We start from the raw sequence: 13,023 nt of genomic DNA on the forward strand, positions 1-13,023 counted from the left end.
CAGCAAAGGGGGCCGGCAGGCGGCATGGGGCTCCGGCTCTGCGGCTGTGCAGACGAGCGAACCGGGGCGTTTGGAAGGGGCTCAAAATTTTTTAAATTTTTTCAAAAAAAGCTCTTGACATTTTCTGCGGTCTTTGCTATTATAATCACTGTTCCGAGCACAACCACAAAGAAAATCTGAATATTTGCTTCTTATGTATGGGGGTATAGCTCAGCTGGGAGAGCGCTTGAATGGCATTCAAGAGGTCAGCGGTTCGATCCCGCTTATCTCCACCATCACGAGAGTGACGCAAAAACCTCGTTTCTTCGGAAACGGGGTTTTTGTTTTATGCCACACTGATTGCGAGATTTGCGGCAAACTGCTCCAGGTCAGCTGTTCGATCCCGCTTTTCGACCGGGACCCTTTTGAAACGCTCCGTCAAACGCGTCCGCTGTTCCGCAGCTGTGCGGGGAGAACAAGCCGTCTCATCCGCTCACATGGATACTTGTGTTGCCGTGTCGGGGCAGAGTCAACCATCTTGGCACAGACGCAGAAAAGACCTTGCGCTTTTAGAATGCGCAAGGCCTTTTTGTTTGCAGTCCTTGTTAATAACCGCTGTTCATTCGGTTTCTCCACTCCAGGTCGTCTATTTTTCTCTCCAGATCACGAATCGTCTGACTTTCCAAACTGGCCGTCTCCCAGAAGGAGCTCGACAGTTCCACATCAAGCCTGTCCAGATATTCTGCTGTGCGCTTGTCGGTCCGTGCCTGCTTCCTCATTTTACGGTATTTGTCTGCCAGCTGTCTCGATTGAGCGGTTGCCCTTTTGGGATTGCGAAAATATTTTTCCCCTCTCATGATGTTGGGCCACCGTTTCAGGTCCCGTCTCCTGTTTCTTGTAATGACCCAATCAATGATGGCAAACAGAGCCATCCACATCAGAAAATCTCTCATGCTTCATTTCCTCCATTGTCAAGCGTTTTCTTTGGCTGTTCATCCGTTCGGAAGCGGACGGCCGCGGCCTGTGCCATCTTAAGCGTCCCCTTGTGTATGTTCTCATTGCTTTGATAGACTCAGCCTGCTTTTTTCTCTCTCAGATAGGACGAGGCAGACGCTTCCTCTGCAAAGGGGCCGAACTGCGCCGGCATGGGATTCTCTGTCCGGATGCTGTTTCTTCATTATAGCAGATATGGAAGCGTCCTACAATACAGGGAAGCGCCCATCTGCGCATTTTATAGCGGGGATGCCATGCGGGAGAGGGGCCCTGTCCCCTCCCGTTCTTCCTCCATGCTTTCAGAAGACGGGACAGGCCTCTGCATAAAAGCTCCGAAGGGGATACTCCCCGTATACGGGCCGCTCTCCGCATCGCTTTTTGGGGACTCTGACGGTCCCGGTGCCGGCCAAAGCCTTTCCCGGACGGACGCCGCACGGAAGAACCGCGCGATTTCGTCCGATTCTTTTTTTGGAGTTGTTCCGGCACAGCGGGGTATGATAAAATGAGAGCAAAGGAGAGGAGGCGCGGACATGGGAATCTACATCGCCATTGACCTGAAGAGCTTTTATGCCTCGGTGGAGTGTGTGGAGCGTGGCCTTGACCCACTGACGACAAACCTGGTGGTGGCGGACCTGAGCCGCACGGAGAAAACCATCTGCCTGGCCGTGACCCCCTCCCTGAAGGCCTGGGGCATTTCCGGCCGGGCGCGGCTGTTCGAGGTGGTCCAGCGGGTCAGGGAGGTCAATCACCAGCGTCTCCGCGCCGCGCCGGGGCGGCAGTTCACCGGCGCCTCCTCCAACGACACGGACCTGAAATCCGACCCCGGCCTTGCCCTGGACTACCTGGTGGCCCCGCCCCGTATGGCCCATTACATGGACTGGAGCACCCGCATTTACAACATCTATCTCAAGTATATCGCCCCGGAGGACATCCACGTCTATTCCATTGACGAGGTATTCATGGATGTGACCCACTACCTGGAGACCTACAGGCTGGGCCCCCGGGAGCTGGCCATGAAAATCATTCTGGACGTGCTGGAGACCACCGGCATCACCGCCACGGCGGGCATTGGGAGCAATCTGTATCTCTGCAAAATCGCCATGGACATTGTGGCAAAGCACATCCATCCGGACATGAACGGCGTCCGCATCGCCAGACTGGATGAACGGAGCTACCGCCGCCTGCTGTGGACCCACCGGCCCCTGACGGACTTCTGGCGCGTGGGGAAGGGCTATGCCAAAAAGCTGGAGGCCCACGGGCTGTATACCATGGGGGACATCGCCCGCTGTTCCCTGGGAAAGCCCGGCAGCTTCCACTGTGAAGACCTGCTTTACAAGCTCTTCGGCGTCAACGCGGAGCTGCTGATTGACCACGCCTGGGGCCGGGAGCCCTGCACCATCGCGGATATCAAGGCATACCGGCCGGAGGCGAAAAGCATCGGCGGCGGGCAGGTGCTCCAGAACCCCTACCGCTGGGAAAAGGCCCGTCTGGTGCTGCGGGAGATGGCGGACCAGCTATCCCTGGACCTGGTGGACAAGGGGCTGGCAACCAGACAGCTGGTGCTGACAGTGGGGTACGACATTGAGAATCTGAAGGGCCGGAACTTTAAGGGCGAGGTCGTCACGGACCGCTATGGCCGCGCCATTCCCAAGCACGCCCACGGCACCGAAAATCTGGAGGACTACACCGCATCGACAAAGCAGATCATCTCCGCCGCCCTGGCGCTGTTCGACCGGGTCGTCGACAAACAGCTGCTGGTCCGGCGTCTGTACCTGACCGCGGCCAACGTGCTGGCGGAGGACCGGATTCCCCCGAAGGAGGCGGAGCAGCTGGACCTGTTTACGGACTACGCCGCCCGGGAGGAGCAGCAGGCCCAAAGGGCGGAGGCCCTGGCAAAGGAACGGAAGATGCAGGAAGCCCTGCTGGCAATCAAGAAAAAATATGGCAAAAACGCCATCCTCAAGGGCATGAACCTGGAGGAGGGCGCCACGGCAAAAGCCCGGAACAGCCAGATTGGAGGACACAAGGCATGAAGGGTCCCTACGACGACATCATTCACCTGCCCTATCAGGGTTCCGCCGTCCGGCCCCATATGTCCGCTCGGGACCGGGCCGCCCAGTTCGCCCCCTTCGCCGCCCTCACCGGCTATGAGGACGCCGTGCGGGAAGCGGCCCGGCTGACGGACGCGCGGGCGGAGCTGACCGAGGATGAGCAGTCCCTTCTGGACGGGAAGCTGCAAAAGCTGGCGGACTGCGCCGGCAGTCATCCGAAAGTAGAGCTGACCTGGTTTCAGGCGGACAGGAGAAAGGCCGGAGGGGCATATGTCACCACCTCCGGCCGGCTGAAAAAGATTGATGATTACGAGGGCGCTCTGGTCCTGATGGAGGGAGAGCGGATTCTGATTGAGGACCTTTTGGACGTGCGGCTCCTGGAGCCGTCCCCGCCTTCAGACCGGGTCTGAACGTCACAGAGCCGCCGGTGAACCGGCGGCTCTGCGGCTTGTCTGCCGTTCCGTTCCCTCACTTCGCCAGGTACTCCTCCAGGCAGAGGCCGCCGTCCATGATGGCCCTGGCGGCCTCCTCTCCCACATAGCGGTAATGCCAGGGCTCATAGCCCACACCGGTGAGGGTGCTTTTGTCCGTGGGATAGCGGAGAATAAAACCGTATTCGGCGCAGTGCTCCATCAGCCAGCGCTGCACGGGCCTGTCCTCCTGGGCCTGGTCCAGCAGCTGGTATTCTATGTCCACAATGTCCACCGCCAGCCCCGCCTGGTGCTCGCTGGTTCCGGGCCGGGCCACCCAGACGGCGGCCTGCCGCTCTGCCTCCTCCCGGTCATAGCCCTGGGCCATACAGGAGGCAACCTTTTTTTCATACAGCTCGCTCTGCTTGTCCCAGGTCCGGAAGGAGGAGCAGATGGTAGGCCGGTAGCCCGCCGCCCGCGCCCCGTCCATCATGGCCTGCAAGGACGGATAGGCCCGGCTGTCAATGGCGTGGCCGTTTTTCAGATTCGTCAGCTCCGGAACCTGAAAATCCTCCGGCAGGGGGTGGTCTCCGTTTACCAGAATCAGGTTCCAGTCTGCGGAAGAGGCCGTCCCCGACGGGGCCCCGGGCCGAGCCGTTCCGGTATTTGTTTCCGACGGAGCCCCGGGCCGGGCCGACCCGGCGGACTGCCCTGATGAGGCCCCGGAAAAAATCGCCCCCGGAACCCCCAGAATCCGGACGCCGCCGGAATCCGAAGGGCTGTCCGGCTCCTCCGGCAGAAGCGCTGCGCCGGACTCCTCCGGCTGAATCCCTCCGACCTCCGGAACGAAAGCGCCGGCAGCATTGGCCGCCTCCGGCATTGCAGCCGCCCGCCCCAACAGGAAGCCGCAGCAGAACAGGACCAGTCCCGTCAAAATCAGAGGCGCGGCCCGGCGTCTCTGCCGTCTCCGCCGCCTCCGGGCGGTCCGGCGGGCCGGAGGAGGCGGGGAAAAATCGTCCCAGCGCTCCGGCGGCGCGGCGCGGTACTCACGGTTCGGCAGGGGAAACTCCCGGACGATGCAGGAAGAAGACATAGGAAACAGCTCCTTTTCTGTTGGATTCTGCTCCTATGGTACAGGCTGTTTTCATCAAAACCGCCGCCTTTTTGCATCGTTCCGGCATCATTTCCCGGCAGACTGAAGGCCGCCGTATACGTCCGCCGCCTCCAGCTCCGGCCTGAACTCCAGCAGCCGGGAGAAGGCCACCACATGGTATACCGCCTGACTGCCCCCCAGGCGGAAGACAGCCGCATACCGTCTGTGTTCTTCCCCGTCCTCCGCCAATTCATAGTCCAGCGCATCCCCCAGATGCGCCAGGAACCGGGTCCCCTTGTCCTCCGGCGGGACGTCCTCCATCAGGACGGCGGGCCCCGCCAGGCGAAAGGACAGCGCCCGCCCGGTCTCCGGGTCCAGGGTCATAATCAGCTCGTAGTCCCACCCGTCCGAGGCCCAGACGGACAAAAACCCGGCGCTGGACAGGTCCGCCCGGTCCCGGAGGTAGAAGCGGAAGGCGGAGAAATGCCCGGTCCAATCGAATTCCGGCTGTCCAGACGGCAGCACCCCGGCCTCCGTCAGCATCTCCACCGCCCTCCGGGCCAGGGCAGAGGCCTCCGAAAGGGCCTCCGGCGATTCCAGAACCTGCTCCGCTATGGTCAGGCGCTCCGGGGCGGTCTGCTGCGTGGCCAGCAGCTCAATCCGGCCCGGCAGGTCCGGAGGCCGGGCGGGGAAATTGCTGTCCTCCCCCAGCTCCTCGCTGTGGACCCCGCCCAGCAGCGCCCCGTCCCCCAGGGCGGACAGCCGGGGCGGCAGCAGCGCCAGGGCCAGCACCGTCAGCAGAGTCAGCACCGGCGCCGTCAGGGCGGTGAGAAACAGGGATATCCGCTTAGCCGTCATAATAGGACACTCCTGTGCTGGAATTCCCCAGACCCAGAGCCTCCCGCCGGTCTGCGTCCGTATAATAGGCGTTCAGGTCCACATACGGATAGATTCCCAGGTTTTCTCCAAACTGCCGGAACATATACAGGACACTGGTGCCCAGCACGCGAAAGACCGCCTCGCCGCCGTAGGATTCCCAGAACTCACAGGCGCAGCCCAGACCGTCCAGAAACGTTTGGCCCACTGTTTCCGCATCCGTCAAATTCTTTGCCAGCAGGATGGAATACACCTCCAGAGACAGAATCCGGCCGCTCTCTCCGTCCAGACACAGCTGGAGATAATCCGCCGTCTTTTGAACATACGTGCTCATTTCCACAAAAGAGGCGCTGGACAGGTCGGATTGATCCCGGAGAAACATCCGGCTTCCGCTGAAGCCCTCAATGTCCCCTGTCAGCCCCTCCGGCAGAACGCCGGATTCCTCCAGCTCTCTCAGCCCCGCCAGCGCCAGGGCGGCGGTCCGGTCCAGCTCCTCCCCCTCCAGAATCTGCTCCACAATGGTCAGATGCTCCGGCAGGGAATTCCGCTGGGCCAGCAGCCAGAGCCGCCCCGGCAGGTCCGGCGTCCGGGCGGGGAAGCTGCTGTCCTCCCCCAGCTCCTCGCTGTGGACCACGCCGGTGAGCCGTCGGTCCTCCAGAGCGGACAGCCGCAGGGGCAGCAGCGTCAGCCCCGCCACCGTCAGGCAGGTCAGCAGGGGTAACAGACCGTTTTTCCAGTTCCGCCAACGGCGCGGAACGTTTGAAATGCCGGGAACGCTCATACCGGACCGCCTCCCTTCAGGAAGACCGTGACTCTCGTGCCCCGGCCCAGAGTGCTCTCCAGCTCCATGCGGCCCCCGTGGAGCTCCACGATGCGGCGGCACAGGGCCAAACCCAGCCCCGCGCCTCCCTGGGCCCGGGCCCGGGACTTGTCCACCATGTAAAAGGCCTCGGTCACCCGGGCCAGCTCCTCCGGCGGGATACCCTTGCCGCTGTCCGTCACCCGGATGCAGCACAGGCCCGGTTCCGGGGAGACGCCGGTTTCCGTGTCCGCTCCGGGCTCTGCGGACGCGTTGTGCGCTCCGCCTGCCCCGGACTCCGAAACCGGCTTGCATTCTTCACCCGCCCCGGACTCCGAAACCGCCTCGTACTTTCCGCCCGCCGCCAGCGCATCAGCGCTGGCGGAAACCAAAAAACCCTCCAGAAGGATGTTCCCCGGGCCCTCAAGACCCTCCATGGCCTTTCGGGCGTTGTCCAGCAGATTGACGCAGACGGACTCCATCAGGTCCGGCTCCATCAGCGCCGTCACCGCCTGAGCCCGGACAGTCAGCCGCAGTCTCGCCCGCTCCAGGGCGGGTCCCATGACCCCCGCCGCCCGGCCCAAAAAGAGGTCCAGCCGGACGGGGCGCAGGGAGAAGTCCTGCCGCTCCAGGACGATGAGATCCAGCAGCTTCCGGCTCAGGGCCTCCAGACGGCGGCCCTCGCTGAAAATATACCCGGCGCTCTCCCGGACCTGGTCCGCCGTGGCGGGGCGGGAGCGGAGCAGGTCGGCATAGCCGATGATAGAGGTCAGGGGCGTCTTGATTTCGTGGGCAAAGCTGCCGATGAAATCCTCCTGCCGCCGGGCCGCGCCGGTGAGCTCCCGGACCTGCCGCCGGATGCGGTGGGCCATGACGTTGAAGTCCGCCGACAGCTGGGCAATCTCGTCGTCCCCTGTGACCTCCACCCGCTGGCTGAGGTCCCCGCCGGCCATGCGCCGGGTGGCGGCGGAGAGGCGGGCCAGAGGCCGCAGCAGCATGGAGGCAATCAGAAGGGACAGCAGGCCCACCGCCCCGGTGAGAATCAGCATCAGCATGAAAAAGCGCTGATACAGGGCATCCCGGTCGGAAAACAGGCTGCTGACCTCCCGGCAGTTCTCCAGATACAGAACGCCGTCCTCCAGCCGGAGGGGGCTGGCGGCGTGGAGGTAGATCCGCCCATCCCCCAGGGCCCGCATCACCCAACCCCGCTGCCCCTCGGGCAGGGCGGCGGTGAGCTCCCCGGTCTCCACCGGCAGCTTGCCGCTGCCCCCCAGGGCGGTCCCGCCCTCATCGCTGAGGCGGAAGGACACCGTGCCCCGGCTGGTAGTGATGCGGATGCCTCCGGCGGCCTGGGCCAGCTCCCGGCGGCTGTACTGGGGGTTAAAGGTCAGCTCCTGGGCCAGGGCATATCGCAGCAGGTCGTTTTCCTCATAGAGAGCGGACACCTCCCGGTCCAGAGAACCCCGGAACTGGGCGTCAATCAGGACGTAGCCCCCTGCGGAGCAGGCCAGAGCCGTAATCAGAACCATGCTGCAAAACAATTTCCAGAAGAGCTTCATAAAAATCACCGTCTTTCACAGCGTGAAGGGTGGAGAGTGGAGATATTCTGTAATACACAATCTCCACACTCTCCACTCACAGTTAAACCTCCAGCCGGTAGCCCACCTTATACACCGCCACCAGGCGGCTGGCCAGCCCCAGTTTTTTCCGCATCCGCTGGATGTGGAGGTCCACGGTGCGGCTGTCCCCCAGGAACTCCTCTCCCCAGACCCGCTCATAAATGCGGTCCCGGTAAAGGGCAATGTTCTTGTTCTGGAGGAACAGCAGCAAAAGGTCGTATTCCTTGGCCGTCAGGGCCACCGGCTCCCCCGCCCGCCGGACCACCCGGCTGGCGGTGTCGATCTCGATGTCCGGCGGCAGGAAGAGAACCCGGCCCGTCTTGCCGCAGCGGCGGAGCACTGTTTCTACCCGGGCCAGCAGCTCCATCAGCTCAAAGGGCTTGACGATGTAGTCCTCCGCCCCCAGCCGCAGGCCCTTCACCCGGTCCTCCAGCTGCCCCTTTGCCGTCAGGAAAATGACCGGCACATCCAGCGTCTTGCAGTACTCCAGCAGCTCATAGCCGTCGGCTCCGGGCAGCATGATGTCCAGCAGCGCCAGATCAAAAGGTTCCGCCTCCAGAAGATCCGCGGCGGCGGAACCGTCGGGAGCCCGGACGCAGCGGTAGCCCGCGCCGTCCAGTGCGGTTTTGATGAGGTTGGCGATGGGGGCCTCATCCTCCGCAATCAGAATTTTATTCATGGTCTTCACCTCTTGGGAACAGTATGCATCCGCGTTCCATCATTTTTGCATCGGGGACGGCAAAAACCGGAACCGCTCAAGCGGTCCCGGCTCTTTTGAAAACGGTTCGATTACTCGCCCATGGGCGCGCCGCAGTGGGGGCAGAACTTGCTGTCGGATTCCGCTCCGCAGATGGGGCACTTCTTGCCGGCGGGGGCCTCCTCAGCCTCCTGGACAGGCTCCTCCCTCACGGGCTTGCTGGCCTCCAGCTCGGCAATTTTGGCCTTGGAAGCGTTGACGGCGTCCACCGCGCTCTGAATGGCCTCGGGAATTTCTCCTGCGTGCTCGTTCACAAACCACTCGCCGATAACACGGTAGTTCTTGTCGATTTCCTTCTGCTCTCCCGCAATGGCCACATTGATTTTTACCAGCTCCGCGGCGTCCTTGGTCTGGTTTACGGCCATGTCGGCCACATCTTTTACCTTTTTAGTCAGTTCGTCAATGGAAAATGCCATATCGCTATCCCCTTTCATATTGCAGCCTCACGGCCCTGCTGTTTGAGCGCTTACCAGGCTTACCGCCTGTCTCCGGGTTCAGTATAGCGCACTTTTTCGTCAAACGCAACAGAATTTCCGTATGTTTACAGTTCGTTTTCAATCCAGCCCCGGGACCGCTCCACGGCCCGCCGCCACTGGCGGTATTCCCCGGCGCATTCCGCCCCCTCCCGATGGGGACGGAACACCCGCTGACTCCTCCGAAGACGCTCCAGCTCGTCAAAGTCCCGCCAGACCCCCGCCGCCAGACCCGCCAGGGCCGCCGCGCCGAAGGCGGTGGTCTCCACCTGGACGGGCCGGTCCACCGGCAGCCCCAGAAGATCCGCCTGGGTCTGCATCAAAAGGTCGCTGACCGACGCGCCGCCGTCCACCCGCAGCTCCGTCAGGGGGCGGACCTCCTCCATCACCCGGATCAGATCCGTCACCTGGAAGGCGATGGAGTCCAGCACCGCCCGGGCAATGTGGGCCCTGGTGGTCCCCCGGGTGAGGCCCACGATGGTTCCCCGGGCATACATGTCCCAGTAGGGCGCGCCCAGGCCGGTGAAGGCCGGCACCACATACACCCCGCCGGAGGACGGGACGCTCTCCGCCAGACGGTCGCACTCCGGGGCGGAGCCGATCAGGCCCAGCTCGTCCCGGAGCCACTGAATGGCGCTGCCGGCGTTGAACACGCTGCCCTCCAGGGCATAGGCGGTTTTTCCCTTTACGGACCAGCCCACGGAGGTCACCAGTCCCGCCTGGGACCGCGCCGGCGTCTCCCCGATGTTCATCAGCGTGAAGCAGCCGGTGCCGTAGGTGTTTTTCGCCTGGCCCGGAGCAAAACAGGCCTGGCCGAAGAGAGCGGCGGCCTGGTCTCCGGCGCTGCCGCAGATGGGAATGCCCGCCAGGGCCTCCAGACCCGGGATGCCCGCCGCCACCGTGCCGTAAGTCTCGCTGTTGGGCCGGGGCTCCGGCAGGAGGCACAGGGGGACGTCCAGGGCGGCGCAGAGCTCCCGGTCCCACTCCAGGGTGCGGATGTTGAAGAGCATGGTCCGGGAGGCGTTGGAGTAATCCGTCACATGGACCCTGCCGCCGGTGAGGTTCCAGATCAGCCAGCTGTCCACCGTGCCGAAGCACAGCTCGCCCCGCTCCGCCCGGCTCCGCAGGCCGGGAACCGTGTCCAGCATCCACTTGATTTTTGTGCCGGAGAAATAGGCGTCCATCAAAAGCCCGGTCTTCTCCGCCACCGTCTCCTCCAGCCCCTGGGCCTTCAGACGGTCGCAGATGGCGGCGGTGCGGCGGCACTGCCAGACAATGGCGTTGTAAACCGGACGGCCTGTGGCCCGCTCCCAGAGGATGGCCGTCTCCCGCTGGTTGGTGATGCCCAGAGCGGCAATCTGCCCGGGGCCGGCGGCCTCCGCCGCCTCCGACAGGGCCCGCTTCTCCGTGGCCCAGATTTCCAGTGGGTCGTGCTCCACCCAGCCGGGCTGGGGATAAATCTGCCGGAAGGGGTGCTGGGCCATGCCGGCAATGTCGCCTGTCCGGCTGAACAGAATGGCCCGGGAACTGGTGGTGCCCTGGTCCAGGGCGGCAACGAAAGTCTCCATAGCTCCTCCTCACGTTCACCGGCAGGCCGTCTCCCTCAAAAAGCGCGGACAGCGGGCCGGCGGTGTTCTCGGATTTGAAACGGCGGGCGTCTGCGGCCCCCTTTCATATTCCGATTATACACCAGCCGGCCCGGCCTGTCATGCCTTTTCTGTTTCCGTTCCCGGCGGAAGCGGTCAGCTGTCCCGCTCCGCCTTTAAAACGGCCCCTGTCTCCGCGTCGATCTCGTATTCGTATTCCAGGCCCCCTGCATCGAATTCCACCTCATAGAGATACCGCCCGTCGTCGCAGTCCAGTTCGCACTTCATGTCCCAGGCGTCTCCGGCGGCGACGCCGGCGTGGCGCAGCGCGGCCGCCTTGGCGGCCTCCATGCCGATGTGGCTGACGTGCCCGCCGCTCTCCGGGTGGTGGGTCCCCGCCGGCTCCGTGTCCCGCTCTGCCTTCAGCACCGCGCCGCCGGCAGCGGCGATTTCATACTCATATTCCGTGTTCCCGGCCCGGAATTCCAGCTCATAGACCTGAACGCCGTCCTCCCAGTCCAGCTTCATCTGCTCCATCACAACGTCTGCCGCCTGAACCCCGGCGTGGGCAAAGGCAATCTCCTTGGCCCGCGCCTCGCTGATGGCCGTTCCCGAGGAGGCGGAAGGCGCAGAGGGCGCGGCAAAGGCTTTCTGCTCGCTCTTCAGCACCGCGCCGTCATAGAGGCCGATCTCATACTCATAGCGGGCGCTGTCCGTCCCGAATTCCACCTCATAGTGTTCCATCCGGCCCTCGTCATACTCCGCCCAGACGTTGCAGTAGAGGGTCCCGCTCTCCTGGAGCCCGGCGTGCCGGAGGGCAATGGATTTCGCCTGCGCCTCACCGATGAGGCTTCTGGTTCCGCTTCCCGTCCCGGCCGTGTCCGCCGCCGGTTTCTGAGAGGGCGCCGGAGCGGTTCCCGGCGTTTCGGTGCTGTCCCCGGCCGTTTGCAGAATATTGGCGGGGCCGGTGAGGACCTCGCCGGTGTAGGCGTCTACCCGGTACTCATATTTCAGGTCCTTGTTATGGGGCTGGTAAAGCTCCACTTCATAGTGGGCGGGGATTTCGTCCAGCTCCGCATCCGCCTCCCAGACGAAGGAATCCGTTTCCAGCACATTGGCGTACGCCTGAGCCGCGAGGGCGGCCTCAGCCATGCCGATGGGCTGGCCCGGCGCGCCGGCGTCCCGGAGCTGCCACAGCTCTTCCACGCTCAGCGCCGCCAGGTCCTCAAAGACCAGGCTTCCGTTCAGAGCCTGGATGCTCTGCACCAGAGCGGCCTTGCCGGCGGAAACGCCGGCGGTCCCCGGCGTCTGCCCGGCGTCGTAGGTCAGCACCTGACTGAGGACTACGGCCTTTTCCACCGCCGCGCTGACGGTCTGGTTCAGCTCTGCTTCCAGACGGCCCGCCCGCTGGGCGTCGCTGTCCTCCACAGAAATCAGGATGGCGGACCCGGCCTCGGCCAGGTAGCCGTTCTGGAGCAGGGACCCCACAATGGCGTTCACCGCCACGTTCAGCTGGGTGCCCTCCAGCTCCATGTCCTTGAGAATGGTCCAGGCGTCGGCGTTCAGGGGCTCGGCAGAGAGCACCCGTTCCTTCCGGTTTACCTGAAGCTGAATGCTGGGGTTCACATCCAGACTCACCACCGAGGCCACGGTCTGTCCGCTCCTCCAGCCCTGAATACCCGCGCCAAGCCCCACCAGCACCGCCAGCATGGCGGCGGCAGTCAGGGATACCCAGCGCCTTCTGATTGAGTTCGTCGTCCTGGCGTTCTTCATCTGCTGTTCCTCCTTACGTGGTTCCTCACAGGCGGACAGAATCCGCTCCAGCGGGTCCGGAGCGGCGTGCTCCGCCGCTGTCCACAAGCGCTGCTTCAGCTTTGTATCTTTTTCAGACATCCAATCCCGCCTCCTTTCCTGCAAGACGCAGTTTTTTGACGGCACGGCTGTATCGGGCCAAAACCGTGCCCAGGGGAAGATCCAGAAGCGCGGCGGTCTCCCGGTGCTTCAGACCGCCCAGGGCATGGAGGACGACAATCTGCCGCTCGGTTTCCTCCAGTCCCTCCAGAAGCGCGGAGAGAAGAACCCGGTCCTCGTGGGTGACGGCGGGGGCAAGGAAAACCGTCCCCTCCAGGTCCAGGGGCTCAAGCTTCGCCTGCCGCCGGCGGCAGTCCAGAGCCAGATTCCGGGTGACGGTCAGCAGCCAGGCCATGGGGGTTCCCTGGCCCCTGTAGTTCCCAGCCCCCTGCCAGACCCGGACATAGACATCCTGCATGACATCCTCCGCGTCATGGGCGTTTTTCACGATGGACAGCGCCAGAGCATAGACGGTGGGCCGGGTCTGGGCATAGAGAGCCTCAAGCGCCGCCTGTTCCCCGGCGGCGGCACGGGCA

General features: G+C 63.5%; 12 protein-coding genes and 1 tRNA gene. 3 read left to right on the forward strand and 10 right to left on the reverse strand.

The features are described 5' to 3' along the window. Positions 1–199: 199 nt before the first annotated feature. A tRNA-Ala gene (locus Q0063_RS09570) sits at positions 200–275 on the forward strand. A 309-nt stretch (positions 276–584) separates the two neighbouring features. On the opposite strand, the gene Q0063_RS09575 is transcribed toward Q0063_RS09570, so the two are convergent. Next, complete coding sequence (locus Q0063_RS09575; RefSeq protein WP_297871753.1) at positions 585–932, reverse strand: hypothetical protein; 348 nt, start codon at positions 930–932, stop codon at positions 585–587. Positions 933–1,502: 570 nt separating this feature from the next. Between Q0063_RS09575 and Q0063_RS09580 the strand changes: the two genes are divergently transcribed. Together Q0063_RS09580 and Q0063_RS09585 are read left to right on the forward strand one after the other, a co-directional pair. Continuing rightward, complete coding sequence (locus Q0063_RS09580) at positions 1,503–3,005, forward strand: DNA methylase (protein ID WP_297871754.1); 1,503 nt, start codon at positions 1,503–1,505, stop codon at positions 3,003–3,005. Further along, positions 3,002–3,433 (forward strand): hypothetical protein, encoded by a 432-nt coding sequence (locus Q0063_RS09585; RefSeq protein WP_297871755.1) that lies wholly within the window; start codon positions 3,002–3,004, stop codon positions 3,431–3,433. The genes Q0063_RS09580 and Q0063_RS09585 overlap by 4 nt, the downstream gene beginning before the upstream one ends. 58 nt (positions 3,434–3,491) lie before the next feature. Here Q0063_RS09585 and Q0063_RS09590 read toward each other — a convergent pair whose 3' ends face one another. The 9 genes from Q0063_RS09590 to Q0063_RS09630 all read right to left on the reverse strand — a co-directional run. Continuing rightward, a complete protein-coding gene (locus tag Q0063_RS09590) occupies positions 3,492–4,526 on the reverse strand; it encodes a M15 family metallopeptidase (RefSeq protein WP_297871756.1) in 1,035 nt (344 codons plus the stop codon). Between the two features lie 87 nt (positions 4,527–4,613). Beyond that, positions 4,614–5,384, reverse strand: a complete 771-nt coding sequence (locus tag Q0063_RS09595) for a hypothetical protein (protein WP_297871757.1) — start codon at positions 5,382–5,384, stop codon at positions 4,614–4,616. After that, positions 5,374–6,183 carry a hypothetical protein gene (locus Q0063_RS09600; protein ID WP_297871758.1) on the reverse strand — a complete coding sequence of 270 codons (810 nt, stop codon included), beginning with the start codon at positions 6,181–6,183 and terminating at the stop codon, positions 5,374–5,376. The genes Q0063_RS09595 and Q0063_RS09600 overlap by 11 nt, the downstream gene beginning before the upstream one ends. Then, positions 6,180–7,760 (reverse strand): cell wall metabolism sensor histidine kinase WalK, encoded by a 1,581-nt coding sequence (locus Q0063_RS09605; RefSeq protein ID WP_297871759.1) that lies wholly within the window; start codon positions 7,758–7,760, stop codon positions 6,180–6,182. The genes Q0063_RS09600 and Q0063_RS09605 overlap by 4 nt, the downstream gene beginning before the upstream one ends. Positions 7,761–7,842: 82 nt before the next feature. Next, positions 7,843–8,499, reverse strand: a complete 657-nt coding sequence (locus Q0063_RS09610) for a response regulator transcription factor (RefSeq protein WP_297871760.1) — start codon at positions 8,497–8,499, stop codon at positions 7,843–7,845. 110 nt (positions 8,500–8,609) lie between these two features. Then, positions 8,610–8,993, reverse strand: a complete 384-nt coding sequence (locus Q0063_RS09615) for a zinc ribbon domain-containing protein (protein WP_297871761.1) — start codon at positions 8,991–8,993, stop codon at positions 8,610–8,612. A gap of 125 nt (positions 8,994–9,118) precedes the next feature. Further along, positions 9,119–10,618, reverse strand: coding sequence for a glycerol kinase GlpK (gene glpK / locus Q0063_RS09620; RefSeq protein ID WP_297871762.1), 1,500 nt, complete (start codon positions 10,616–10,618; stop codon positions 9,119–9,121). A gap of 174 nt (positions 10,619–10,792) precedes the next feature. Further along, positions 10,793–12,529, reverse strand: coding sequence for a PepSY domain-containing protein (locus tag Q0063_RS09625; protein WP_297871763.1), 1,737 nt, complete (start codon positions 12,527–12,529; stop codon positions 10,793–10,795). Beyond that, positions 12,522–13,023, reverse strand: a 502-nt coding sequence (locus Q0063_RS09630; protein WP_297871764.1) for an RNA polymerase sigma factor, incomplete at its 5' end; no start/stop codon positions are given. The genes Q0063_RS09630 and Q0063_RS09625, both read right to left, overlap by 8 nt.

The sequence above is a fragment of the uncultured Oscillibacter sp. genome (assembly GCF_947654275.1).
Lineage (GTDB): Bacteria > Bacillota > Clostridia > Oscillospirales > Oscillospiraceae > Oscillibacter.